Source organism: Streptomyces sp. NPDC052043 (assembly GCF_044548235.1).
In the GTDB taxonomy this organism is placed as follows: domain Bacteria; phylum Actinomycetota; class Actinomycetes; order Streptomycetales; family Streptomycetaceae; genus Streptomyces.
Genome location: NZ_JBIUBT010000024.1, coordinates 25,228 through 48,831, shown reverse-complemented (window position 1 = coordinate 48,831; position 23,604 = coordinate 25,228). Strand labels below are relative to the sequence as shown.

Sequence of the window (23,604 nt, the reverse complement as noted above, 5' to 3'; positions counted from 1 at the left end):
TCGGTGAACGGTTGTAGGTACACTTGTTCACTGACTAAGCAGTCTAACGCGCGGCCGGCTTTGACAATCCGGAGAACACTTGTTGACTGAATGGCATGAGTCACACTCCCGGCGTCCGGCAGGCCCAGAAGCAAAAAACCCGACAGGCCCTGATGGACGCGGCGTTGGGGCTGCTGGAGGAGCAGAGCCTGAGCAGCCTCGGCCTGCGCGAGGTCACCCGCGCCGCCGGTGTCGCCCCGACCGCCTTCTACCGCCACTTCCACTCCACCGCGGATCTCGGCGTGGCCCTGGTCGAGGAGGCGCTGAGCAGCCTGCACCCGATGATCCGGTCGACGGTGTCCGCGGCGGACGACAGCGAGCAGCGCATCACGCGCGCGGTCCGGCTGATCGCCCGCCACGTCGAGGCGTACCCCGCCCACGTCCGCTTCATCGCGCGGGAACGCCACGGCGGGGTGCAGCGGGTGCGGGAGGTCGTCCGCGACCAGCTGGCCCGGTTCGCCCGCGAGGTGAGGGACGAACTCGCCGAGGACCGCCAGTCTGCGGGGTGGAGCGAGGACGACCTGCTGATGCTCGCCCAGCTGTACGTCGATCAGATGCTGATCACCGGCTCACTGCTCCTGGAGGCGCTCGACGCCCCCGAGGAGGAGCGCGAGCGCGTCTGCCGGGTCGCGACCCGGCAGCTGCGCCTGATCAGCATCGGCCGCCGGCACTGGCTGGAGTGACGGTCCGGCCGGGCGCCGCCGGGGCGCGACCGTTCAGTCGAGCCGGACCCGCGCGAGCTGCCGGGACTGTGCCACCAGCCGGTCGGCACCGTCCCAGACCTCGGCGTCCTCCTCCAGGAAGCCGCCGGCCAGGTTGCGGGTGGTGACGGACACGCGCAGCGGGCCCGGCGCCGGGCGGCAGCGGACGTGCACGGTCAGCTCGACGGTCGGCACCCAGCCCGTGATGCCCAGTTCGAACGCGGTCGGGGGCAGCGCGTCCACCGCGAGCAGCAGGGAGAGCGGATCGTGGTCCCGGCCGTCGGCGAGGCCGAACCAGGCCCGCATCTCCCCCTTCCCGGAGGGCGAGCCGAGCGCCCAGCCGAGGGTGGCGGGGTCCAGCTTGAGCATCAGGCGGTCGGTGATGCCCGAGCCCCCGGGTACGGGCGCGGGGGCGTCGGGGGCGTCCTGGGCGCCGAAGCACTGCGCCAGGGGCGGGATCACGGGCGGCTTCGCCGAGGTGCGCACATCGTCGGGAAGCGCGTCGAGGTCGCCGTAGGAGGCCAGGACGCGGATGCGCTCCACCTCGCGGCCGTCGTCGTCGCACTGGAAGAGGGAGGCCTGGCCGGTCGACAGGGTGCGGCCGTCACGGACCACGTCCGTGCGGACGACGGCGGGACCGGGCCGGGACGCGGTCAGGTAGTGCGCCGAGATCGTGAACGGGTCCGGGTGCGGCAGGGCGTCCGCGAGCGCGCGGCCGAGGACGGCCAGCAGGTACCCGCCGTTGACGGCGTTGGCGATCGTCCAGCCGGCGGAGAGGTCGATGCCGTAGACACCGGGCTCGCTCCGGGTGAGCGCGGTGTCCCGGTCGAACTCGCTGTCGCCGATCATGGCCCGGGCGGCCGCGGCGGTGGCTGCTTCAGACATGGGTGAACGGTACAACAGGCCACTACTAAGCGGTAGCTTTTACCCAGTGTGCTCATATGACGATTACTTCACCGGGTGAGAATCAGGCCATTTCTCGGTAAGTGTCCGTACTCGCCCGTAACCCCGAGGTCCTGTTCTCCCTCTATGGGGACATGAGCCTCACCGGGACTCCGTTCCTGTACACCGCCATCGCGCTGGCCGTCGTCGCGCTGGTCCTGCCGTTCGTCCTGTGGACGCGGTTGAAGGGCCCCCGAGCGCTGCGTGCGGCCGTCCGGGCCCTGATGCTGGTCTTCGCCCAGGCCACGGCCATCGCCCTGGTCTTCGTGCTGGTGAACAACGCCAACAACCTGTACGACAACTGGGCCGACCTGCTCGGCACGGGCAACCATGTGCAACAGGCCGCCGACCTGGGCGCCGACGGCACCGGAGGCATCGCCTACCGGGAGCTGCCCCGGGTCGTGCAGAAGTTCGGCCCGGCCGAGGGGCCCGGGATGCGCGCGTCCGGCGGGGTGAGGGTCACCCAGCTCAGAGGCCGGGTCTCGGGGGTGAACGCCGAGGTCTACGTGTGGCTGCCGCCCCAGTACGACGACCCCGCCTACAAGAACAAGCGGTTCCCGGTGGTCGAACTGCTGTCCGGCTACCCGGGCTCGGCCAAGGCCTGGTTCGGCTCCCTGAGGGTGCACGAGCAACTGGAGCCGCTGATGCGGAGCGGGCGGATCGCCCCGTTCATACTGGTGTCGCCGCGCACCAACCTGATCGCCAGGATCGACACGGGCTGCGCCAACATCCCGGGCGCGGTGAACGCGGACAGCTGGCTGAGCATCGACGTACCGAAGATGATCACGGACAACTTCCGTGCCCAGTCCGCTCCGAACGGCTGGGCCACGGCCGGTTACTCGGCCGGGGGACACTGCGCGACCAAGCTCGCCGTCGCCCACCCCGACCGCTACCGGGCCGCGGTGAGCCTGTCCGGCTACAACGACCCGATCGGCGAACGCGGTTCGCTCGCCGCCCAGACCCTCCGGCTGCGGCGCGCGAACAACCCCTACGTCCTGCTGAAGAACTACCGCACCCCGCCGCACATCGCGCTCTACCTCTCGGGGCAGAGCGGCGACGGGTACCAGGCGGGCGTCGCCCTGGCGCGGATCGCCAAGCCTCCGACGCACGTGCGCGTGGTCTTCCTGCCGCGCAGCGCGGGCGGCCACAGCATGGCGCTGTGGCGCCCCCAGATCCCGGCGGCGTTCCGCTGGCTGACCAGGCAGCTGGGGCCGCGCTCACCCCACCACGTCCGGACGGCGCTCACTCCTCCCGTACGGTCGAGCGGCGGTTCCAGGCCCGCGGAGCTCGCCAGTGATACCGCATCGCGAGCAGCCTCAGGACGAAGGCGGTGACCACCGCAAGCCCGCTGGTGAACGGGTTCAGCGCGTCGTAGTGGATGCACAGCACCACCATGGTCGCGCCGACGATCGCCGGGACCGCGTACAGGTCGCGGTCCCAGCGCAGCAGCGACGGGACCTCGTTGGCGAGCACGTCCCGCAGCACACCGCCGCCCACGGCGGTGGCCATGCCCAACGTCGCCGACGCGGTGAGGTTCAGCCCATAGGCGTACGCCTTCGTCGTGCCGGCCACGCAGAACAGGCCGAGCCCGGCCGCGTCGAACACGTACACCGCGGTCTGGATGCGCTCCATGTGCGGGTGCAGGAAGAAGACCACGAGCGCGGCGAACAGGGGGGTGAGGAAGTAGCCGAGGTCGGTGAAGGCGGCCGGGGGCACGGCCCCGATGACGATGTCGCGGAACAGCCCTCCGCCCAGCGCGGTGACCTCGGCCAGGACGGCGATGCCGAACACGTCGAAGTTCTTGCGGACGGCCAGCAGCGCGCCGGAGATGGCGAAGACGAAGATGCCGACCACGTCGAGCGTGTGCTGGACGGAAGGGCTGAACAGTTGCTGAAGCACGCCACATTCTTACGCGCGGCCGGTTCGCCCCCGAACACGACGGAACGGGGGAGTGCGGAGCCGGTGGCACCGGCTCCGCACTCCCCCGCTCGATCACGCGTACGACCCCGTCGAGCCGCCCCGCCTACTTCCCGCTCGGCTCCTGAGAGCCGGAGCCGGCGTCGTCGCCACCGTCGGCACCGGACTCCGCGGACCCGGCGGACTCGGAGCCCTCACCCGAGGTCTCCGAAGACCCGGCAGGCTCAGAGGCCCCGGCGGACTCGGCGGACTCCGAGGACTCGGCGGATTCCGAAGTCCCGGCCGACTCGGAGGACCCGGAGGACTCGGAGGACTCGGTGGACTCGGTGGACTCCGCAGATTCCGAAGTCCCGACGGACTCGGACGACTCGGCGGACTCCGAGGTCCCGGAGGACTCGGTGGACTCAGCCGGGTTCGGCGTCTCGCCGACCTCCGCGGCGACCGCCGCCGACGTCGCCGCCGACTCCGCCAGAACCTCGTCGGCCACGAGCTCCGCGGCCTCCTTGGCGACCGTGAGCAGCACGGTGTCCTGCGGGGCCTGGTCCTCGAAGTTCTCCGGGTGGTGACAGGCCACCCGCTGACCGGGCCTCAGCTCCTTGAGCGGCGGCTCGGCCGTACGGCAGATCTCCGTCGCCTTCCAGCACCGGGTGTGGAAGCGGCAGCCGCTCGGCGGGGACATCGGTGAGGGCACGTCGCCCTGGAGCAGGATGCGCTCGCTCTTGGCGTTCTTGCGGCGGGGGTCCGGGATCGGGACGGCCGACATGAGCGCCTTGGTGTACGGGTGCATCGGCGCCTTGTACAGCGACTCCCGATCGGCCAGCTCCACGATCTTGCCGAGGTACATCACCGCGATCCGGTCCGAGACGTGCCGGACGACCGACAGGTCGTGCGCGATGATCACGTACGTCAGGCCGAGCTCCTGCTGGAGGTCGTCGAGCAGGTTGACGACCTGCGCCTGGATCGACACGTCGAGCGCGGAGACCGGCTCGTCCGCCACGACCAGCTTCGGCTTGAGCGCGAGCGCCCGGGCGATGCCGATGCGCTGGCGCTGACCGCCGGAGAACTCGTGCGGATAGCGGTTGTAGTGCTCGGGGTTGAGACCGACCACCGACAGCAGCCGCTGCACCTCCTTCTTGATCCCGCCCTCGGGCTCGACGCCCTGGAGCCGGAAGGGGGCGCCGACGATGGTGCCGATGGTGTGGCGCGGGTTCAGCGACGAGTACGGGTCCTGGAAGATCATCTGCACGTCGCGGCGCAGCGGACGCATACCGCTCACACCGAGGTGCGTGATGTCCTTGCCCTCGAACTCGACGCTGCCCGCGGTCGGTTCGAGCAGCCGCGTGATCAGCCGGCCCATCGTCGACTTGCCGCAGCCGGACTCGCCCACGACACCGAGGGTCTCGCCGGAGCGGACCTCGAAGTCGATGCCGTCGACCGCACGCACCGCGCCGACCTGGCGCTGCAGCAGACCCTTCCGGACCGGAAAGTGCTTCTGCAGGCCGGTCACCTTCAGCAGAACCTCGCCCGGGGCGGCGTCCTTGGTGAGGGTGGCCGTACCGGAGGCCTGCTCCTCGGCGCCGTCGCTCTGTGCAGGGATGCTCACTGCGTTGTCCTCTGCGTTCTCACTCACAGCTTCGGCGCAATCTCTTCGGTCCAGATCCGCTCCCGCTGCTCCTGCGTCATGTGGCAGGCGGCCCAGTGCCGGCTGCCGACCTCGGTCAGCTCGGGGCGGACCGTGCGGGTGACGTTGTCCTTCGGGACGTCGGCGTACGGGCAGCGCGGGTTGAACGCGCAGCCGGACGGGACGTTGATCAGGGAGGGCGGGGAGCCCTTGACCGGGATGAGCCGGTCCTGCTGCTCGCGGTCCAGACGCGGCATCGAGCCGAGCAGGCCCCAGGTGTAGGGGTGCCGGGGCTCGTAGAACACCTTGTCGGCCGGGCCGCGCTCGACGCAGCGGCCGCCGTACATCACCAGGAGGTCGTCGGCCATCTCGGCGACGACGCCGAGGTCGTGCGTGATCATGATGACCGCGGAGCCGAACTCCTTCTGCAGGTCGCGGATCAGATCGAGGATCTGCGCCTGCACGGTGACGTCCAGAGCCGTGGTCGGCTCGTCCGCGATGAGCAGTTCGGGGTTGTTGACCAGCGACATCGCGATCATCGCGCGCTGGCGCATACCGCCGGAGAACTCGTGCGGGTAGCTGTCCGCACGCTTGGCCGGCTCGGGGATGCCCACCCGGTCCAGCATCTCGATCGCGCGCTGCTTGGCGGCCTTCTTGGAGACGTTGTGGTGGACCCGGTAGGCCTCCACGATCTGCTGCCCGACCGTGTAGTACGGGTGCATCGCGGACAGCGGGTCCTGGAAGATCATCGCCATCTTCCGGCCCCGCAGGCGGCGCACCTCGTCGGGGTTGGCGCCGATCAGTTCCTGCCCGTCCAGCCAGACCTCGCCGGAGACCGTGGCGTTGGCCGAACGGTGCAGGCCCATCACGCCGAGCGAGGTGACGGACTTGCCGGACCCGGACTCACCGACGATGCCCAGGGTCGCGCCCCGGCGGACGTCGAAGCTGACGCCGTCCACCGACTTGACCAAGCCGTCGTCGGTGTTGAAGTGGATCCGCAGATCGCGCACGGAGAGGAACGCGTCGTCGGCGTCGGAGGATGCGGCGGTGGCCGGTTCGCCGGACGTCGCCTTGTCGAGCTTGCTCACGAGAACCTCACGCGGGGGTCGATGGCTGCGTACACCAGGTCGACGACGAGATTGCAGAGGACGATGAAGAACGCGGCGACCAGGGTCACGCCCATGACGATGGGCAGGTCGTTGTCCCTGATGGCCTGGATGGAGTACGCGCCGATCCCCTGCAGGGAGAAGACGGTCTCGGTGAGCACCGCGGAACCGATGAGGATTCCGAAGTCCATGCCGAAGATGGTGACGATCGGGGTCAGCGCGGCTCGCAGGCCGTGCTTGGTCACCACCGTCGTCTCCTTGAGTCCCTTGGCGCGCGCCGTTCTGATGTAGTCCTCACTCATCGTCTCCAGCATGCCCGCCCGGGTGAGTCGCGCGTAGAGGGCGGAGAAGAGGAACGCGAGACTGATCCACGGCAGCAGCAGATGCCACGCCCAGTCGGCCGGGTTCTCGGTGAACGGCACGTAGTCGGTGCTGTCCCAGATGGGCCACTGGTACACGAAGAGTGCGTTGACGATCTGACCGGTGAAGAAGATGGGCAGCGAGACGCCGGCGAGCGCGATGAACATCGCGATGCGGTCCACCGGCTGGCCCTTGCGCAGCGCCGAGATGACGCCGGTCGTGACGCCGAAGATCAACCAGATCACCGCTGCCCCGACGGCCAGCGAGAAGGAGATCGGAATGCGCTGCTGGAGCTCGGGCCAGACCTCGATGTGACTCTTGAAGGAGTACCCGAAGCAGGGGGCGTCGCAGTGCGACGCGTCAGGGCCGAACTTGTAGTCGGCGCCCACGAACAGGCCCTTGATGTAGTCCCAGTACTGGATGTAGATGGGGTGGTCGAAACCCAGGTTCTTCTTGATCGCGGCGACGGCCTCGGGGTTGGCGTCCTTGCCGACGTACTGGGTAGCCAGCTGAGTGGCTGTCTGGCCGCCCAGACGGGGGACCACGAAGAAGATGGCGAAGGTGACTGCGCTGACCACCAGCAGCAGTACCAATGCGCCGAAGACGCGTCGGATGATGTACGCAGCCACAGCTGTGCGGCTCCGGGAGGCCGGGGCGGGTTGTGTCCGCCCCGGCCACCCGGTGCCTTCACCTGCCTTTCAGGGAAATCGGGCCTGCAGTTACTTCGAAGAGCCCAGCAGCAGGTAGTCGTACATGCCGAGGTAGGCCTGCGAGACCGTGACGTTGGTCGCGGAATCCGGCCGGAACAGCAGGTTCTTGCGGTAGACCAGCGGCACCACCGAAGCGTTCTCCTGCACCATCTTGTCGATGTCGCCCCAGGCCTTGGTGCGGGCCGCGGAGTCGGTGTTGGCGATCGCGGCCTTCAGAGCGGAGTTGATCTTCGGGTCGTTCAGCTCCATCAGGTTGTTGCCACCCGACGGCTTGATGGCCGCACCGTTGATGATCTGGTCGAGGAAGCCGAAGCCGGTCGGCCAGTCGGCGCCCCACGCCATGGACATCATGCCGAGCTTGTGCTCGTGGACGTAGCTCGGGACACCGGCGAAGTTGGAGAAGTACTTGCCGGAGGGGAACTGCTTGATGTCGACCTTGATGCCGATGGCCTTCATCGAGTTCTGGATCGCCGTGGCCTGCGCCACCTCGGCGGGACGGTCGGAGCGGGCCGTCAGCGTGGTGGAGAAGCCGTTCGGCTGGCCGCACGCCTTCAGCTCGGCCTTGGCCTTGTCCACGTCGCCCTTGTTCCCGGCGGACGGGTACTGGTCGAACTTGGTGTAGCCGTTGACCGACGGCGGCAGCAGCGTGGTGGCCACGTCGCCCTTCGGCGCACCGCCGATGGCGTCGACCACCGACTGCTTGTCGAGGCCGAACTGCACGGCCTTGCGGCAGTGGATGTTGTCGAACGGCTTCACGTTCACGTTCAGCGCGATGTACGACGTGGCACCCGCGTAGGAGTTGTCCGTCTGCTTGGCGTACTTGCCGCTCAGCACCTTCGGCTGGGTCTGCGGCTGCACGCCGGTGCCGGCGATGTCACCGGTGACCTTGTCGGCCAGCAGGTCGTTGTCGACCGTGACGGGGTTGACCTTGAACTTGACCTCGTACCGGTCCGGCAGCGCCTTGCGGACCGGGTCCGTCTTCGGGTCCCAGTTCTTGTTGCGGACCAGGGTGGCGCTGCGGCCCTCCTGGTACGACTCGAACTGGTACGGGCCGGACGACACGATGTGCTGGACGTACTTGGCGCCGTCGTCCTTCGCCTGCGGCACGGGAGCCGTCTGGGAGAAGGTCGTCAGGTAGTCGAAGTCGGCGAACGGCTGGTTCAGCTTGAAGACGATCGTCCGGTCGTCCGGGGTCTCGATCGACTTCAGGCCCTCGGGCGACTTGTCCTTGTAGGGGCCCTTGTACTTGTCGCCGCCCACCAGGTAGCTCTTGAAGTAGGTGGGGCCGTTGGACATGACCTCGGGCGCGAAGTTGGAGCGCTCGACGGCGTACTTGACGTCCTTGGACGTGATCGGCGTGCCGTCCTGGTACTTCAGGCCCTCACGCAGGTGGTACGTCCAGGTCTTGGCGTCGGCGCTGGGCTCGCCCAGGGACTCGGCGAGGTCGGGGACGACCTCGAGGCCTGCCGTACCCGCCGCGGGCTTGAACGTGGTGAGCGAGCGCGCGTAGAGGCGCGAGAAGTTCAGCACGAAGCCGTAGTACGTGTTGCCCGGGTCGAGGGAGTCCGGCACGTCCGACTCCTCGAGCGTGACCGTCCCCCCCTTCTTGCTCGACGCGTTGACGATGGAGTCCAGCGCCGCGTCCTTCTTACCGCTGTTACCGCTGCCCTTGCTGCCGCCGCCGTTGTCGTCGCCGCCGCCGCAGGCCGCGGCACCCAGCGAGAGCACCATGACCGACGCGATCGCCGCGGTAACCCTTCTCGTCTTCACGTGAGGAAAGCCCCCTCTATTGATGGATCACTTGCTGCGAGGGTCGAGCGCGTCACGCAGCCCGTCACCCAGCAGGTTGAAGGCCAGGACGGTGACGAAGATCGCCAGTCCGGGCACGAACATGAACTGCGGATCTGCGGTGTAGAGATCCACGGCGTTGCTGAGCATGCCGCCCCACGAGGCCTGCGGCGGGGCGATACCGACTCCAAGGAAGCTCAGCGCGGCCTCGAAGAGAATGTTCGTCGGGATGATCAGCGTCGAGTAGACGATGATCGGCGCGACGAGGTTGGGGAGCAGTTCCCGGAACAGGACGTACGGACCTCGTGCCCCGAGGCTCTGGGCCGCCTCGACGAACTCCCGCTTGCGCAGGCTCATGGTCTGGGCGCGCACGATGCGGCCGATGTACGGCCAGCTGAAGAAGCCGATCACGAAGATCAGCACGCAGATACGCAGCGACAGCCCGTCCAGGCCGAAGAAGCCGTCCTGCACCGAGGCCGAGATGGCGATGGCGAACAGCAGCAGCGGAAAGGCCAGGAACGTGTCCATCAGCTTGCTGACGAGGCTGTCCACCCACCCGCCGTAGTACCCGGCGACGACGCCCAGCACCGTGCCGATCACCACCGAGAGCAGGGTGGCGCCGCCTGCGACCAGGAGCGAGACCCAGGAGCCGTCGATGATGCGGGCGAGCATGTCGCGCCCGTACTGGGGCTCGACACCCAGCGGGTGCGACCAGCTCATGCCGCCCCAGCCGCCCTTGGGGGCCAGGAGGGCGGGGTCGATGAGGTCCTGGTGGAACTTGTCGGGGTCGAGCCCGAAGATCCACTCGATGGGCTTGGCCAGGATCGCCATCAGAAGCAGCAGGATGACGACGACACCGCCGGCCATGGCCACCTTGTCCCGCTTGAACCGGGTCCAGGCGATCTGTGTCAGTGAACGCCCTTCGATCTGGCTCTTCTTGGCCCCGGCGAGCACGGCCTCAGGCTGTGCTCCGGCTTCCGCCCCGGTGGTCTCGATCGGTGCGGTCACAGTGACCCGACCCCTCTCGCCGGTGGTGACCGGCCTTTCGTCCGCCGCGGTGGGCGGCCTTGGTTCGCTTACCTGCCGCGCGGTGGCCACAGATGGATGCGGCTCAACTGCCCTGCGGGTTCCCCGATTGGGCTCGATCACAGGATCGTCGGCCTCGTATCTGGAAGGCGAGTCTTCAACGCGCTCACGATCACCCGCCAGATCTGGTGAAGAATGGATGCGCAAACGTGACACGAGTTGAGAGGTTCCGTTATCCGGACAGTGGGTAACGGGGGTCGGACGGGTCCTAGTTGGGACATTTGACGGCACCGGGGGACCAAAGCTCCGACTCTACGCGCAGAGAGCGTGACGCCCGACCGCTCTCCGCCGGCACCAGCAGCGGACGGTCAACTCCTCAAACGCAAAGGCAACTTGACCAGCCGACCGGCGCATGACGCACATCACGCCCGGCCCGTGGTTTTGCCCCCTCGGGACAAAGAAGCGCCCTTTCGTCCGCCCTACCGGATCGACCAATCGACGCAATCACGCAAAGAGGAATTCCCGTCACTCACCGCACACCCGCTTTTCGCTTCCCGCCGGTCCAGGAGCCGGGCCGGCACTCCGACGCCGAATCGACCCGACGCGATTTCCACGCGCCTTCGGCGAAACACCGCGGGGCCGCCTCCCCTGGGGGAGGCGGCCCCGGTCACGTCGGTCGGCCCGGCTCAGTAGCCGCCGTGGACCGGCGGGTAGCCGTAGCCGGCCACCGGGGCCTGCGCGGGGGCCACGTGGCTCTCCCGGTCGTAGAACGGGCGGGAGTTGGCGCGCAGCCACATGGCGACCGGGTCGTACTCGTCGGACATCGCGACCGTCGACACCGGCAGACCGTCGGGGACGGCTCCGATGGACTGCTGCATCATCACGCGCACCGAGTCGACGGCCGGCGGCGAGGTGTCGTACACGTCGAGGCCGATGGCGAGGTACGGCACTCCGAGCGCGGGCTGCACCCAGGCGTGGCGCAGCGAGCGCAGGGCCGGGGTGCGGTGGGCGTTCTGGGTGAGCAGGGCGTAGAACCGCGAGGCCTCGACGGTGGGTTCGGACAGCCGCAGCGGGCCCGCGGGCTGGCGGTCGAGACCGGTGGCGATGCGGCGCAGATCCAACCACGGGACGCCGACGCCGCCGCCCGGGGCGTGCGGGTTCAGCCAGAGGCCGTAGTGATCGGGGTAGAGGGTGCGGGCCACGTCGAGGCCGTCCACGACCTCGTACGAACGGTTCCAGCCGCTGGCGGACAGCTCCTGGGCGGAGGTCACGCAGGGCGCGTAGCCGTGGCCGTCGACCTCCATGTGGCCGTACTGCGCGTCGGAGGAACCCGCCTGGCCGTGCCACAGCAGCATCCATACCTGGCCGGAGGACGGGGTCGCCAGCACACGCAGCAGCGCCTCGTAGGCGTCGTAACGCCCGGGCGTCACCTGGCGCAGCGTCTGCTCGACCTGCCCGGCCGTGGTGCCGCTGGCGCTCACTTGTACCGCCCCTCCATACAACCGACGTTTCGACCGAGCCGTGGGTCCGGGTCCTGTCGTCACCTTCGCGTCGCCCGCCCGGCGGGCAGGCGGGAAGGTGACGGCAGCCCTAGCTTAAGCCGCCGTCCGGCGGCCGGGGACTCGCCGTACGCCGCCGACTGCGGATCGTGTGCGCCCGCCCGGCGTCCCCGGTCGGACTCAGTGGGCGTGCTGGTAGAACGGGCGGACGTGCTCCCTCATCCAGTCCGCCACGGGATCCTGGGCCACGTCCAGGAGGACCAGGTTGACCGGCCACCCGGCCGGGGTCTTCGCCAGGGCCCGGCCCAGGGCGTCCAGGGGGCGGGCCTGCGGGTCGCCGTCCCACTGGGACAGTTCGACGCCGATGAACATCACCGGGTCGTCCGTCTCGACGGCGGCCAGGCAGCGGCGGGCGGTGCTGACCACGCCGGTCTCGGCGAACTCGGCGCAGGCGGCGGCGAGGAAGTCCACCGGGTCGTCCTGCCAGTCCGGTTCGAAGAGGCGGACGCGGCCGCCGCCGGAGGCACCGTCCAGGTGGGCGCGCCCGGCCCGGCACAGTTCGGCCACGGCGGCCGGCGGCAGCGGGACGCCGACCACGCCGTCCGGGTTGAGCGCGATGCCGGCCTGCGGGGGCAGTCCGCGCGCGAACTCGACGGCGGGCGCGACGGTGTACGCCATGTGGGCGCCCGCGACCTGGCGGAACTGCTCCTCGGAGCTGAAGACGGGCACGTACGCCTGACCGTCGATCTCCACCGTGGGCAGGTCGAGCGGCCCGCTCTGCGGACCGCCGCCGTTGGGCAGGGGAACCCAGACGAGGCTGCGGCCGAGCACCTCAAGGATCCGGCCACCGGCGGACGGGACACCGAGGGAGGCGGACAGCACCTCCTCCAGCTCGTTGCCGGGCCATCCGCTGTGCGGGTGGGAGTGCGTCTGTGCCGGAAAGTCCGCGGAGAAGTCCGTCGGGAAGTCCATCTGCTACCGCCTGCTGTGAACACTGCTGTGGCCGAAAGGCTATCGGGTACCGGCCCGAACCTCACGAGAAATCCCGGGCCCGCGATCACGGCTGCCCCGGCGAGCGCCCCCGCGGCCCCGTGCACGTCCTGCCACGGCACGGTCACGGATGCCGCCCTGCCGCGAAGCGGGCCGGGCGTGCAATGATGTCCGCGCAACTGCATATCGGCCGTTTGAATCCGCGCGGGAGAGTCCCCAGCCGTCTCACCGGGGCGCCGAAGGAGCAAGTACCTCCCTTGAATCTCTCAGGCACCGTTACCGCGCGGGCGAGGCACATCTGAAAAGCGGGTCGCTGGGCGCAGCGGCTCCACCCAAGGTGCAAGCCGTGCACCGTCCGTCCGACGGCGGTCATGGCGAACCTCTCAGGTTCCGATGACAGATGGGGAGGACATGGATCCGTCCTTGCCCTCCCCCACGCCCGGTTTCGTTCGCGCGGGGGACCCCATCGCCTTGGAGACCGCCCGATGAGCAGTACCCCACCCGACCGACTCCGCCGCACCGCGCTCGACGCGCTGCACCGCTCGCTCGGCGCGACGATGACCGACTTCGCCGGCTGGGACATGCCCCTGCGCTACGGCTCCGAGCGCGACGAGCACATCGCCGTGCGGACGAAGGCCGGCCTGTTCGACCTGTCCCACATGGGCGAGATCACCGTCACCGGCCCGCAGGCCGTCGCCCTGCTGAACCACGCCCTGGTCGGCAACATCGCCACCGTCGGCCTCGGCCGCGCCCGCTACACCATGATCTGCCGGGCCGACGGCGGCATCCTGGACGACCTGATCGTCTACCGGCTGGGCGAGACCGAGTACCTGGTCGTCGCCAACGCCTCCAACGCCCAGGTGGTGCTCGACGCGCTGACCGAGCGGGCGGCGGGCTTCGACGCCGAGGTGCGCGACGACCGGGACGCCTACGCGCTGCTCGCCGTGCAGGGCCCCGAGTCCGCCGGCATCCTGAAGTCCCTGACCGACGCCGACCTGGACGGCCTGAAGTACTACGCCGGTCTCCCCGGCACGGTCGCGGGCGTCCCCGCGCTGATCGCGCGCACCGGCTACACCGGTGAGGACGGCTTCGAGCTGTTCGTGGCCCCCGGCGACGCGGAGAAGGTGTGGCAGGCGCTGACCGAGGCGGGCGCGGACGCCGGCCTGGTCCCGTGCGGGCTGTCCTGCCGGGACACGCTGCGCCTGGAGGCGGGCATGCCGCTGTACGGGCACGAGCTGTCGACCTCGCTGACCCCGTTCGACGCGGGCCTCGGCCGGGTGGTCAAGTTCGAGAAGGAGGGCGACTTCGTCGGCCGTGAGGCCCTGCTGGCCGCCGCCGAGCGCGCCGCCGCCGAGCCGCCCCGGGTGCTCGTCGGCCTGGTCGCCGAGGGCCGCCGGGTCCCGCGCGCCGGGTACGCGGTCGTCGCGGGCGGCGAGGTGATCGGCGAGGTCACCTCCGGCGCCCCCTCCCCCACCCTGGGCAAGCCGATCGCCATGGCGTACGTCGACGCCGCGCACGCCGCCGAGGGCACGCCCGGTGTGGGCGTGGACATCCGGGGCAAGCACGAGCCGTACGAGGTCGTGGCGCTGCCCTTCTACAAGCGCCAGAAGTGACACCGTCGTAGCCGCCACGGAGGCGACGTGAGACACGTCACCCCTGGTCGCGCACACCTTTCGCGCTCCCCATTCATCACCATTGACCCGCGTACAGGAGAATTCAGGCCATGAACAACCCTCAGCATCTGCGCTACAGCAAGGAGCACGAGTGGCTGTCGCCCGTCGAGGACGGCGTGGCGACGGTCGGCATCACCGAGTTCGCGGCCAACGCGCTCGGCGATGTCGTCTACGCCCAGCTCCCGGAGGTCGGCGACACGGTGGCCGCAGGCGAGACCTGCGGTGAGCTGGAGTCGACCAAGTCGGTGTCCGACCTGTACTCCCCCGTCAGCGGTGAGGTCACCGAGACCAACGAGGACGTGGTGAACGACCCGTCGCTGGTGAACTCCGCGCCCTTCGAGGGCGGCTGGCTGTTCAAGGTGCGCCTGGCCGAGGAGCCCGCCGACCTGCTCTCCGCCGACGAGTACGCCGCCGAGACGGCCGGCTGAGAATCGGACACACGCACATGACTGTTCTCAACACTCCCCTGCACGAGCTCGACCCGGACGTGGCCGCCGCGGTCGACGCCGAGCTGCACCGCCAGCAGTCCACGCTCGAGATGATCGCCTCGGAGAACTTCGCCCCGGTCGCGGTCATGGAGGCGCAGGGCTCGGTCCTCACCAACAAGTACGCCGAGGGCTACCCCGGCCGCCGCTACTACGGTGGCTGCGAGCACGTCGACGTGGTCGAGCAGATCGCCATCGACCGCATCAAGGAGCTGTTCGGCGCCGAGCACGCCAACGTGCAGCCGCACTCCGGCGCGCAGGCGAACGCGGCCGCGATGTTCGCGCTGCTCAAGCCCGGCGACACGATCATGGGTCTGAACCTCGCCCACGGCGGGCACCTGACCCACGGCATGAAGATCAACTTCTCCGGCAAGCTCTACGACGTCGTCGCCTACCACGTGGGCGAGGACGGCCAGGTCGACATGGCCGAGGTGGAGCGCCTGGCGAAGGAGTCCAAGCCGAAGCTGATCGTGGCCGGCTGGTCCGCCTACCCGCGCCAGCTGGACTTCGCCGCGTTCCGCCGGATCGCGGACGAGGTCGGCGCGTACCTCATGGTCGACATGGCGCACTTCGCCGGCCTGGTGGCCGCGGGCCTGCACCCCAACCCGGTGCCGCACGCCCACGTGGTCACCACCACCACCCACAAGACGCTGGGCGGCCCGCGCGGCGGTGTCATCCTGTCCACCGCCGAGCTGGCCAAGAAGATCAACTCCGCGGTGTTCCCCGGTCAGCAGGGCGGCCCGCTGGAGCACGTGATCGCCGCCAAGGCGGTGTCCTTCAAGGTCGCCGCGAGTGAGGAGTTCCGCGAGCGCCAGCGCCGTACCCTGGAGGGCGCCCGCATCCTGGCCGAGCGCCTGGTCCAGGACGACGTCCGGGCGGTCGGCGTGGACGTCCTGACCGGCGGCACGGACGTGCACCTGGTCCTGGTCGACCTGCGCGACTCCGAGCTGGACGGTCAGCAGGCCGAGGACCGCCTGCACGAGATCGGGATCACCGTCAACCGCAACGCGATCCCGAACGACCCGCGCCCGCCGATGGTCACCTCCGGCCTCAGGATCGGCACGCCGGCCCTGGCCACCCGCGGTTTCACGACCGAGGACTTCACCGAGGTCGCGGACGTGATCGCCGAGGCGCTGAAGCCGTCGTACGACGCCGACGCCCTCAAGGCCCGGGTGCGCGCCCTGGCCGACAAGCACCCGCTGTACCCGGGGCTGAACAAGTAGGTCCCGTCCCCAGGAGTGCCGCGTACGGCCGGAGACCCCGGTCCGTGCGCGGCGCCCCGCCCCTGGCACCCCCAGCACCACCCCGTCTTGAGGAGTCTCCGTGGCCATCTCGGTCTTCGACCTGTTCTCGATCGGCATAGGCCCGTCGAGCTCCCACACGGTCGGCCCGATGCGGGCGGCCCGCATGTTCGCCCGCCGGCTGCGCAACGAGGGCCTGCTGGAGCGGGCCGCGTCGGTCCGCGCCGAGCTGTACGGCTCCCTCGGGGCGACGGGCCACGGCCACGGCACGCCGAAGGCGGTGCTGCTCGGTCTCGAGGGCGCCTCGCCGCGCACGGTGGACGTGGAGACGGCCGACGAGCGGGTGGAGACGATCAGGACCTCCGGCCGGCTGAGCCTGCTCGGCGAGCACGAGATCGCGTTCTCCTACGACGACGACCTGGTCCTGCACCGCCGCAAGGCGCTCCCCTACCACGCCAACGGCATGACCCTGTGGGCCTACGACGCCTCCGGGGCCGAGCTGCTGGCCAAGACGTACTACTCGGTCGGCGGCGGCTTCGTCGTGGACGAGGAGGCGGTGGGCGCGGACCGCATCAAGCTGGACGACACGGTGCTGAAGTACCCGTTCCGCTCGGGCGACGAGCTGCTGCGCCTGACGCAGGAGACCGGCCTGTCGATCTCGTCCCTGATGCTGGAGAACGAGCGGGCCTGGCGCACCGAGGAGGAGATCCGCGAGGGCCTGCTGGAGATCTGGCGGGTGATGCAGGCGTGCGTGGGGCGCGGCCTGAACCGCGAGGGCATCCTGCCGGGCGGCCTGAAGGTGCGCCGCCGCGCGGCCGTCACCGCCCGCCAGCTGCGCGCCGAGGGCGACGCGGCGGCCCGCGCGATGGAGTGGATCACCCTCTACGCGATGGCGGTGAACGAGGAGAACGCGGCCGGCGGCCGGGTGGTCACCGCCCCGACCAACGGCGCGGCCGGCATCATCCCGGCGGTCCTGCACTACTACATCAACTTCATCCCCGGCGCGGACGAGGACGGCGTGGTCCGCTTCCTGCTCGCCGCCGGCGCGATCGGCATGCTCTTCAAGGAGAACGCCTCCATCTCCGGCGCCGAGGTCGGCTGCCAGGGCGAGGTCGGCTCGGCCTGCTCAATGGCGGCGGGCGCCCTGGCCGAGGTCCTGGGCGGCACGCCCGAGCAGGTCGAGAACGCGGCCGAGATCGGCATGGAGCACAACCTCGGCCTCACCTGCGACCCCGTGGGCGGCCTGGTCCAGATCCCCTGCATCGAGCGCAACGGCATGGCCGCGGTCAAGGCGGTCACCGCCGCCCGCATGGCCATGCGCGGCGACGGCTCCCACAAGGTCTCCCTCGACAAGGTCATCAAGACCATGAAGGAGACCGGCGCGGACATGTCGGTGAAGTACAAGGAGACGGCCCGGGGCGGCCTGGCGGTGAACATCATCGAGTGCTGAGGAGGTGCGGCCCGGGCCCACCGCGCGGGCCGCTACCTTCTGACGCTCAGCCAGACGATCAGTGCGATCACCGCGAGCGCCGCGAGCGAGGCGGCGACGATCTTGCCGGCGCTGTACGGGCGCTCGCCGACCACCTCGCCGGTGCGGGCGTTCACCGTCACCTGCCAGGTCCGCCCGGCGTGCAGGTAGGTCAGGAACCACACCGGGAGCAGCATCAGCTTGAAGGTGACGTCGGAGTAGTGGGTGTCGACCGACTCGACCCGCTGCTCGTCGCCCCCGATGTCGCTGCGGCAGTCGCCCTCGATGACCTCGGCCATCCGCTGCTTGGCCGTCGCCAGGCCGTCCTCGGGCTCGATGTCGTAGCGCACCGTCTGGAAGCCCGCCAGGTACTCCTCCTGGTAGGGCCTGGCCTCCTCCAGCGGCCAGGGCGTGAGCTTGTCGAGCTGCTTGGCGGTGACATGGCTGGTGCCGGGCACCAGCACATCGTCGAAGTCCCGGGAGACCGTCCCCGAGGCCGGGTACCAGCGGGTGTGCCGGACCTGCTCGGTCACGGTGCGGGTCTGGCCGTTCTCGGTGACGGTGCGCGTCACGGTCTCGTAGTAGTACACGCCGCGCCGGCCCCGGTAGTCGGAGACGGTGGCCGCGTCGTACGTCCAGTGCGGCAGGTAGCTGCCCTTGAAGGACTCCGCCTCGGTGACCTTCTTCAGGTCCTTCGGGGCGAACCAGCGGGAGGACGTCCAGGTGCGCAGCGCCTCCCGGGCCGCGTCGCGGTCCAGGCCGAACGGGACGACGGCCTCGGGCACGACCCGCTCGGTGGCGCCCGCGTCGGCCACCAGGGGCGTGGCGCAGAACTGGCAGCGCACGGACAGCGAGTCGCTCTCGGTGCGGGCCCCGCACCCCGGGCAGACGAAGGCGTTCACGGAGCCGGGTCCGGCCAGTGGCTTGGCGGGGAGGGCCGCCAGCTCCTGGATCGGGTGCTCCCGCACCGCACGCGGGACGGGCACGATGGCCTGCTGGTGCCCGCAGTAGGGGCAGCGCAGCGCGTCGGTCCCCGGGGCGTACTCCACGGTGGCACCGCAGGCCTCGCACGGGTACGAGCGGGCGGCGGTGGCCTGGTCCTCGGTCATGGTCGTCGTCCCCGCCCGCTCAGGCCTGGGGCGGCAGCGGCGGCGGGACGCTGCCGAAGAGCCGTTCGACCTCAGGGACCTGCTCGGCGGGGAGCCAGCCGGCCATGCCGTTCTGCCAGACCAGGGTGGTCCGGGTGAGGGTGCCCGCGCTGATCAGGCCGGTCAGCGCGGCGGTGTCGTACGGGCCCTGCTGGGCGCCGCCGACGCCGACGAACCACTGCTGCTGGGGCAGCGGCGGCGGGGTGGCCGGGGCGGCGCCGGGAGCGGGTGCCGGGGCGGCGGGGGGCTGCTGCGGGGTGAGGCCCTCCGCCATGCGGCGGCCCAGGGCCATGCCGACGCCCAGTCCCACGCCCTCGCCGGCGGCGCCGGGGTTGCGCGCGGCGTCGCCGATCGCGTCGGCCGCCTGGAGCTGGGTGTACTGGTCGAGGTTGCCCACGATCCCCATCCGGGAGCGGGCGTCGACGGCGGCCTCGACCTCGGGCGGCAGCGAGATGTTCTCGATGATGAACTTCGGCACGGCGATGCCGACCGGGGCCAGTTCCTCGGTGAGGGCGCCCGCCAGCCTGGTACCGAGCCCGTCCTGCCGTGTGGCCAGGTCCAGCATCGGCACGCCTGCCGTGGCCAGGGCGGTGGCCAGCCGGCCGACGATCAGCTGCCGCAGGTACTCCTGCACCTCCTCGGTGCGGAACTGCGGGTCCGTGCCGGCCAGCTCGCGCAGCAGCGCGGCGGCGTCCACGACGCGGGCGGTGAAGGCGCCGAAGGCCCGCAGCCGGACCATGCCGAACTCGGGGTCCCGGACGATGACCGGGTTCTGGGTGCCCCACTTGAGGTCGGTGAACTGGCGGGTGGTGACGAAGTAGACCTCGGCCTTGAAGGGCGAGTGGAAGCCGTACTTCCAGCCCTTCAGGGTGGACAGCACCGGCAGGTTCTGCGTCTCGAGGGTGTAGGTGCCGGGCGTGAAGACGTCGGCGATCTGCCCCTCGTTGACGAAGACCGCCGTCTGCGACTCGCGGACGACGAGCTGGGCGCCCATCTTGATCTCGTTCTCGTAGCGCGGGAAGCGCCAGACGATGGTGTCCCGGCTGTCGTCGGTCCACTCGATGATGTCGATGAACTCACCACGTATACGGTCCATCAGTCCCATGGTCCGCCCCCGTTTCCTCTGCATGCGGCGTGCTTCGCGACCGCACGATAGCAATCGCCGCTGACCTGCGCGGAGGTGGCCGCCGTAGCGGGTTCGGTGGTCACCCGGAGCTGATGTTCGAACGCCCTGCGGGGATCGTCCGTATCAGGACGGGGCAGAACCCAACCGACGACTCCTCCCCCACAGCACCTTCAGGGAGTGCGCATGCTGCACGGCATCGACGTGAGCGCCTACCAGTCCTCCACCTACGGCACGAGCGGCCTCTCCTTCGTCTTCATCAAGGCGACGGAGGGCCGTTCGTACGTCAACTCCAAGCTCAGCGCCCAGACCAAGCACGGCCGCGACGCCGGTCTCGTGGTCGGCTTCTACCACTTCCTGTGGCCGGGCGACATCACCGCGCAGGCGGAGTACTTCGTCGCGCACGCCCCCGAGAAGGCGGGCGACGTCCTCGCCGTCGACTGGGAGACGACGGGTGGGGGCACGCACGCGAGCAACGCGGAGAAGGACGCGTTCATCCGGAAGGTCAAGTCCCTGCGCCCGCACAACCGGGTCGTGCTCTACACGAACAGGAACTTCTGGCTCACCATCGACACCACGTCCTACGCGGGCGACGGCCTGTGGATCGCCGACTACGTCACCGCCGGGCAGCCCCGGATCAAGGCCAAGTGGCTCTTCCACCAGTACACCGACAATCCGCTGGACACGGACGTGGCGAACTTCGCCAGCAAGGCGGCGCTGCAGCAGTGGGCGGCCGTCTGATCCGGGTCGGCGCCGGCTGTCGCGGGCCCGCGCGGATCAGTCGTTCACACGGGCGCGCAGGGCGGTGATCACCCAGGCGAACTCCGTCCGGTACGCCGGTGCGGACGTCCCCTTCAGGGTCGCCAGCAGTTCGCGGTAGCGGGCGAGCCCGACGTCGTGGGACGCCTCCAGGCGTTCGAGGACGGTCGCGGGGTCGGCGTCGCCGAGCAGGTCGTCCAGCACCTCGCCGGCTTCCGGGTCCTGCGGGGCGATGCCGCGTTCCACCGCCTGCCCGGCCAGTTGGACGAGCCGCTTGACGAACCACATGGACGCCCCGGCGGGCGTCTCGTGGCTGCGGTCGGCGGCGTTGAACTCGGCCGCCCGGCGCATCTGTGCCCGGAACCCCGGGTCCTGCACCAGCTCGGCCAGCTCCACCCAGGCGTCGACCTGCTCGGGTGTCGGGTCCTCGGGCAGGTCCATCGCGGTGCGCCGCATGCGTTCGTGGATCTCGGGGTCGGCGGTGTCGAGCCCGTGGAACATCTCCTCCACGAACTCCTCCATGATCCTCCTGCGTTCGGCCACCGACAGCCGGGCCAGCTTGTTCATCAGGGTCGTCTCCTCCGCACTCGAGCCGCGTCGGGCCACGGTCGACAGCACCGCCCTGGTCACCTTCAGGGAGCGGATCCGCGCGTCCAGCGCGACCACGTGGGCCGCCGCGACCTCCGCGACCGTCCGCTCCCCCGCGAGCACCCTGCGCACCTCGGCCAGGCCGAGGCCCAGCTCGCGCAGGGTGCGGATCAGCTCCAGGCGGGCGACGCAGGCCGCGTCGAAGAGCCGGTAGCCGCCCGTGGAGCGGGCCACCGGGGGCAGGACGCCCTCGTCCGACCAGTAGCGGATGGTGCGTACGGTCAGTCCGGTGACCCGGGCCAGCTCGCCGATGGTGAGAAGGCCGGTGCCGTCTTCGGTCATGTCGGCGAGTGTGGACCTTCCAGCGGCTGGAGACTCAAGTCGGGTCAGCGGAAGATGCCCGTGTGGCCCAGCGAGTAGCGGCCCGGCTGGGGGTAGACCGCGAGGCCGTGGGGGCCGTTGCCGACCTTGATGCGGGCGAGCTGGGCGCCGGTGCGGGTGTCGATGGCGTACACCTCGGAGTTGTAGCGGCCGGACAGCCACAGCACCTTGCCGTCGGCGGAGACGCCGCCCATGTCGGGGCTTCCGCCGTGCGGCAGGCGCCACTTCCTGGTCAGCTTGCCCTGGGTGAAGTCGAAGACGGAGATGGTGCCCTCACCGCGGTTGGAGATGTACATCTCGCGGGAGTCGCGGCTGACGTACAGGCCGTGGGCGCCCTTGCCGGTGGGGAGGAACGTCGGTTTGCCGAAGGTGTCGCCGTTCAGGATCCACAGCCCGTCGGCCACCATGTCGGCGACGTAGAACTTCTTGCCGTCGGGCGAGATCTTCACGTCCTGCGGCATGGCGCCGGGGAAGTCCAGCTTCTGCTGGCCGACGACCTCCATCCTCGCCGTGTCGACCTTGAGCAGTTCGGAGCTGAACTCGCAGGAGACGATGAAGTAGCGGCCGTCCACGGAGAAGTCGGCGTGGTTGACGCCGGCACAGGCGACCGGGACGGCCTTGACCGTCTTCATGGTGTGCGCGTCGCGGAAGACGAGCTGGTGGTCCTTGGAGGCCATGACGACGGCGTACTTGCCGTCGGGCGTGAAGTAGAGGTTGTACGGGTCGTGCACGTCGACCGGCTTGCCCGCCTTGCCGGTTCTCGGGTCGATGGGCGTCAGGGAGTTGCCGAGGTCGTTGTTGACCCACAGCGTCTTCAGGTCCCAGGACGGCACGACGTGCTGGGGCTGGCGGCCCACCGGGATGGTCTCGATGACCTTGTACGTCTCGGGGTCGATGACCGTGACGGTGTTGGAGTTGGTGTTGGGGACGTAGACGCGGGACGGGAAGTCCCGGACCACCGGGGAGAGTTTGCCCGGGCGGTCGGCGGCGTAGACGTCGGTCGGGTCGAGGACCGGCGGCATGCCGGGCAGCACGTCGGCGGCCTGCTGCTGGGGCCGGACGGGCTCCTTGCTGGCGACGGCCTGGTCGGCGTGGTTCTTCGAGCCCCCGCCGGTGCAGGCGGACAGCGCGGTGAGCACGAGGCAGGCGGCGCCGGCGGTCAGGACCCGGGCGATGGAAGTGGATGGCATCAGCTCAGCAGCTCCGTGGTGGTGACCGCGTGGAGGCCGCGGCGGTCGAGTTCTTTGAGGACGTCGGGGAGGGCGGCGACCGTGTCCGGGTACCCGAAGTGCAGGCTCACCACGGATCCGTTGCGGATTCCGGCCAGGACCGTGCGGGTGACGGCGGGGGCTCCGGGCCGGGTGTAGTCGAGGGAGTCGACGTCGTAGGACAGCACGTGCGGGTACCCGGCCGCGCGGGCCAGCCGCTGGACCAGGGGGGAGGCGGTCGGGGCGCGCGAGGGGCGGAACCAGGTGCCGATCGAGCCGGTGAGCCGTTTCAGCCGGTCCGCGCAGTCGGTGATCTCCGCGCGGGCGTCGGCCTCCGCCATGGTGTTGACGGCCTCGTGGTGCTGGGTGTGGTTGCCGAGGTCGTGGCCGCCGTCGAGGATCCGGCGGGCCAGCTGCGGATACTGGTCGAGCCAGGTGCCGACGGCGAGCACGGTGAGGCGGGCGCCGTGTTTCTCGGCCGCCGTGAGCAGGGCGCGGGCGGTCTCGGGGTCGCCCTGGCCGTGGAAGGTGAGGGCGACGCGCGGCCGGTCGCGCGGGCCGTGGGCGATCTGCGCGGGCTGCCCGGGGAAGGGGCGCGGCGCGGGCGCGGCACGCGGGGACTCGGCGGAGGAGGCCGAGGACGCGGCGAACGAGGTGGAGGACGCGGTGGTGTGCGGAGCGGCACCGGTGGAGGAGCACCCGGCGGCGAGCCCGGCACCGGCGACGAGCCCGGCACCGGCCCGCAGTACACCGCGGCGGTCGGTCGTGGTCACCGCACCATTTAAGAGGCAGAGGGTAAGAAAACGGGCGATTCACACGTAGGGATACGGG

The 23,604-nt window shown here is 70.1% G+C and carries 21 protein-coding genes and 1 riboswitch; of the genes, 7 read left to right on the top strand and 14 right to left on the bottom strand.

Going from position 1 to position 23,604, the window contains the following annotated elements:
* The first annotated feature begins 95 nt into the window (after positions 1 to 95).
* A complete protein-coding gene (locus ACIHCX_RS37060; protein ID WP_400037617.1) occupies positions 96 to 722 on the top strand; it encodes a TetR family transcriptional regulator in 627 nt (208 codons plus the stop codon).
* A 33-nt stretch (positions 723 to 755) separates the two neighbouring features.
* Here ACIHCX_RS37060 and ACIHCX_RS37055 read toward each other — a convergent pair whose 3' ends face one another.
* On the bottom strand, positions 756 to 1,625 hold the full coding sequence (locus tag ACIHCX_RS37055; protein ID WP_400037615.1) for a thioesterase family protein: 870 nt from the start codon (positions 1,623 to 1,625) through the stop codon (positions 756 to 758).
* A 152-nt stretch (positions 1,626 to 1,777) separates the two neighbouring features.
* On the opposite strand from ACIHCX_RS37055, the gene ACIHCX_RS37050 reads away from it, so the two are divergent.
* Complete coding sequence (locus ACIHCX_RS37050) at positions 1,778 to 3,016, top strand: alpha/beta hydrolase (protein WP_400037664.1); 1,239 nt, start codon at positions 1,778 to 1,780, stop codon at positions 3,014 to 3,016.
* Here the strand turns inward: ACIHCX_RS37050 and ACIHCX_RS37045 are convergent.
* From ACIHCX_RS37045 to ACIHCX_RS37010, 8 genes are all read right to left on the bottom strand, one after another.
* Entirely contained in the window at positions 2,925 to 3,581 is a 657-nt protein-coding gene (locus tag ACIHCX_RS37045) for a trimeric intracellular cation channel family protein (RefSeq protein WP_400037613.1), read from the bottom strand. The two genes, ACIHCX_RS37050 and ACIHCX_RS37045, sit on opposite strands and share 92 nt — an antisense overlap.
* A gap of 124 nt (positions 3,582 to 3,705) precedes the next feature.
* Positions 3,706 to 5,202 (bottom strand): ABC transporter ATP-binding protein, encoded by a 1,497-nt coding sequence (locus ACIHCX_RS37040; RefSeq protein WP_400037611.1) that lies wholly within the window; start codon positions 5,200 to 5,202, stop codon positions 3,706 to 3,708.
* Positions 5,203 to 5,225: 23 nt separating this feature from the next.
* A complete protein-coding gene (locus tag ACIHCX_RS37035; protein ID WP_400037609.1) occupies positions 5,226 to 6,308 on the bottom strand; it encodes an ABC transporter ATP-binding protein in 1,083 nt (360 codons plus the stop codon).
* A complete protein-coding gene (locus ACIHCX_RS37030; protein WP_400037607.1) occupies positions 6,305 to 7,315 on the bottom strand; it encodes an ABC transporter permease in 1,011 nt (336 codons plus the stop codon). The genes ACIHCX_RS37035 and ACIHCX_RS37030 overlap by 4 nt, the downstream gene beginning before the upstream one ends.
* A gap of 90 nt (positions 7,316 to 7,405) precedes the next feature.
* Positions 7,406 to 9,127, bottom strand: coding sequence for an ABC transporter substrate-binding protein (locus ACIHCX_RS37025; protein WP_400037662.1), 1,722 nt, complete (start codon positions 9,125 to 9,127; stop codon positions 7,406 to 7,408).
* Between the two features lie 66 nt (positions 9,128 to 9,193).
* Positions 9,194 to 10,192 carry an ABC transporter permease gene (locus ACIHCX_RS37020; protein ID WP_400037605.1) on the bottom strand — a complete coding sequence of 333 codons (999 nt, stop codon included), beginning with the start codon at positions 10,190 to 10,192 and terminating at the stop codon, positions 9,194 to 9,196.
* Between the two features lie 704 nt (positions 10,193 to 10,896).
* Positions 10,897 to 11,691, bottom strand: a complete 795-nt coding sequence (locus ACIHCX_RS37015) for an enhanced serine sensitivity protein SseB C-terminal domain-containing protein (protein WP_400037603.1) — start codon at positions 11,689 to 11,691, stop codon at positions 10,897 to 10,899.
* A 198-nt stretch (positions 11,692 to 11,889) separates the two neighbouring features.
* On the bottom strand, positions 11,890 to 12,681 hold the full coding sequence (locus ACIHCX_RS37010) for an enhanced serine sensitivity protein SseB (protein WP_400037601.1): 792 nt from the start codon (positions 12,679 to 12,681) through the stop codon (positions 11,890 to 11,892).
* A 213-nt stretch (positions 12,682 to 12,894) separates the two neighbouring features.
* Positions 12,895 to 12,991, top strand: a riboswitch (glycine riboswitch).
* A 193-nt stretch (positions 12,992 to 13,184) separates the two neighbouring features.
* On the opposite strand from ACIHCX_RS37010, the gene gcvT reads away from it, so the two are divergent.
* From gcvT to ACIHCX_RS36990, 4 genes are all read left to right on the top strand, one after another.
* A complete protein-coding gene (gene gcvT, locus ACIHCX_RS37005; protein ID WP_400037599.1) occupies positions 13,185 to 14,312 on the top strand; it encodes a glycine cleavage system aminomethyltransferase GcvT in 1,128 nt (375 codons plus the stop codon).
* Positions 14,313 to 14,422: 110 nt separating this feature from the next.
* On the top strand, positions 14,423 to 14,800 hold the full coding sequence (gene gcvH / locus ACIHCX_RS37000; RefSeq protein ID WP_400037597.1) for a glycine cleavage system protein GcvH: 378 nt from the start codon (positions 14,423 to 14,425) through the stop codon (positions 14,798 to 14,800).
* Positions 14,801 to 14,817: 17 nt separating this feature from the next.
* Positions 14,818 to 16,080: a serine hydroxymethyltransferase gene (gene glyA / locus ACIHCX_RS36995; RefSeq protein ID WP_400037596.1), complete on the top strand. Its 1,263-nt coding sequence runs from the start codon at positions 14,818 to 14,820 to the stop codon at positions 16,078 to 16,080.
* Positions 16,081 to 16,180: 100 nt separating this feature from the next.
* Positions 16,181 to 17,548, top strand: coding sequence for an L-serine ammonia-lyase (locus ACIHCX_RS36990; protein ID WP_400037594.1), 1,368 nt, complete (start codon positions 16,181 to 16,183; stop codon positions 17,546 to 17,548).
* Between the two features lie 32 nt (positions 17,549 to 17,580).
* Here ACIHCX_RS36990 and ACIHCX_RS36985 read toward each other — a convergent pair whose 3' ends face one another.
* On the bottom strand, positions 17,581 to 18,675 hold the full coding sequence (locus ACIHCX_RS36985) for a hypothetical protein (protein ID WP_400037592.1): 1,095 nt from the start codon (positions 18,673 to 18,675) through the stop codon (positions 17,581 to 17,583).
* 19 nt (positions 18,676 to 18,694) lie between these two features.
* On the bottom strand, positions 18,695 to 19,810 hold the full coding sequence (locus ACIHCX_RS36980; RefSeq protein ID WP_400037590.1) for an SPFH domain-containing protein: 1,116 nt from the start codon (positions 19,808 to 19,810) through the stop codon (positions 18,695 to 18,697).
* 213 nt (positions 19,811 to 20,023) lie between these two features.
* Here ACIHCX_RS36980 and ACIHCX_RS36975 point away from each other — a divergent pair, with 213 nt between their 5' ends.
* On the top strand, positions 20,024 to 20,578 hold the full coding sequence (locus tag ACIHCX_RS36975; protein WP_400037588.1) for a GH25 family lysozyme: 555 nt from the start codon (positions 20,024 to 20,026) through the stop codon (positions 20,576 to 20,578).
* 36 nt (positions 20,579 to 20,614) lie between these two features.
* Here ACIHCX_RS36975 and ACIHCX_RS36970 read toward each other — a convergent pair whose 3' ends face one another.
* The 3 genes from ACIHCX_RS36970 to ACIHCX_RS36960 are packed head-to-tail and all read right to left on the bottom strand — an operon-like array spanning position 20,615 to position 23,546.
* Positions 20,615 to 21,526 carry a MerR family transcriptional regulator gene (locus tag ACIHCX_RS36970; protein WP_400037586.1) on the bottom strand — a complete coding sequence of 304 codons (912 nt, stop codon included), beginning with the start codon at positions 21,524 to 21,526 and terminating at the stop codon, positions 20,615 to 20,617.
* 44 nt (positions 21,527 to 21,570) lie between these two features.
* Positions 21,571 to 22,755 (bottom strand): YncE family protein, encoded by a 1,185-nt coding sequence (locus ACIHCX_RS36965; RefSeq protein ID WP_400037584.1) that lies wholly within the window; start codon positions 22,753 to 22,755, stop codon positions 21,571 to 21,573.
* A complete protein-coding gene (locus ACIHCX_RS36960; RefSeq protein ID WP_400037582.1) occupies positions 22,755 to 23,546 on the bottom strand; it encodes a polysaccharide deacetylase family protein in 792 nt (263 codons plus the stop codon). Before ACIHCX_RS36960 ends, ACIHCX_RS36965 begins: the two co-directional genes overlap by 1 nt.
* Positions 23,547 to 23,604: the final 58 nt, after the last annotated feature.

Bases quoted from the DNA above. Each gene is read 5' to 3' on its own strand.
- gcvH (WP_400037597.1), top strand. From the start codon at position 14,423: ATGAACAACCCTCAGCATCTGCGCTACAGCAAGGAGCACGAGTGGCTG.
- ACIHCX_RS37050 (WP_400037664.1), top strand. From the start codon at position 1,778: ATGAGCCTCACCGGGACTCCGTTCCTGTACACCGCCATCGCGCTGGCC.
- ACIHCX_RS36970 (WP_400037586.1), bottom strand. From the start codon at position 21,526: ATGACCGAAGACGGCACCGGCCTTCTCACCATCGGCGAGCTGGCCCGG.
- gcvT (WP_400037599.1), top strand. From the start codon at position 13,185: ATGAGCAGTACCCCACCCGACCGACTCCGCCGCACCGCGCTCGACGCG.
- ACIHCX_RS36965 (WP_400037584.1), bottom strand. From the start codon at position 22,755: ATGCCATCCACTTCCATCGCCCGGGTCCTGACCGCCGGCGCCGCCTGC.
- ACIHCX_RS37060 (WP_400037617.1), top strand. From the start codon at position 96: ATGAGTCACACTCCCGGCGTCCGGCAGGCCCAGAAGCAAAAAACCCGA.
- ACIHCX_RS37025 (WP_400037662.1), bottom strand. From the start codon at position 9,127: ATGGTGCTCTCGCTGGGTGCCGCGGCCTGCGGCGGCGGCGACGACAAC.
- ACIHCX_RS36980 (WP_400037590.1), bottom strand. From the start codon at position 19,810: ATGGACCGTATACGTGGTGAGTTCATCGACATCATCGAGTGGACCGAC.
- glyA (WP_400037596.1), top strand. From the start codon at position 14,818: ATGACTGTTCTCAACACTCCCCTGCACGAGCTCGACCCGGACGTGGCC.
- ACIHCX_RS36975 (WP_400037588.1), top strand. From the start codon at position 20,024: ATGCTGCACGGCATCGACGTGAGCGCCTACCAGTCCTCCACCTACGGC.
- ACIHCX_RS37055 (WP_400037615.1), bottom strand. From the start codon at position 1,625: ATGTCTGAAGCAGCCACCGCCGCGGCCGCCCGGGCCATGATCGGCGAC.
- ACIHCX_RS37010 (WP_400037601.1), bottom strand. From the start codon at position 12,681: ATGGACTTCCCGACGGACTTCTCCGCGGACTTTCCGGCACAGACGCAC.
- ACIHCX_RS36985 (WP_400037592.1), bottom strand. From the start codon at position 18,675: ATGACCGAGGACCAGGCCACCGCCGCCCGCTCGTACCCGTGCGAGGCC.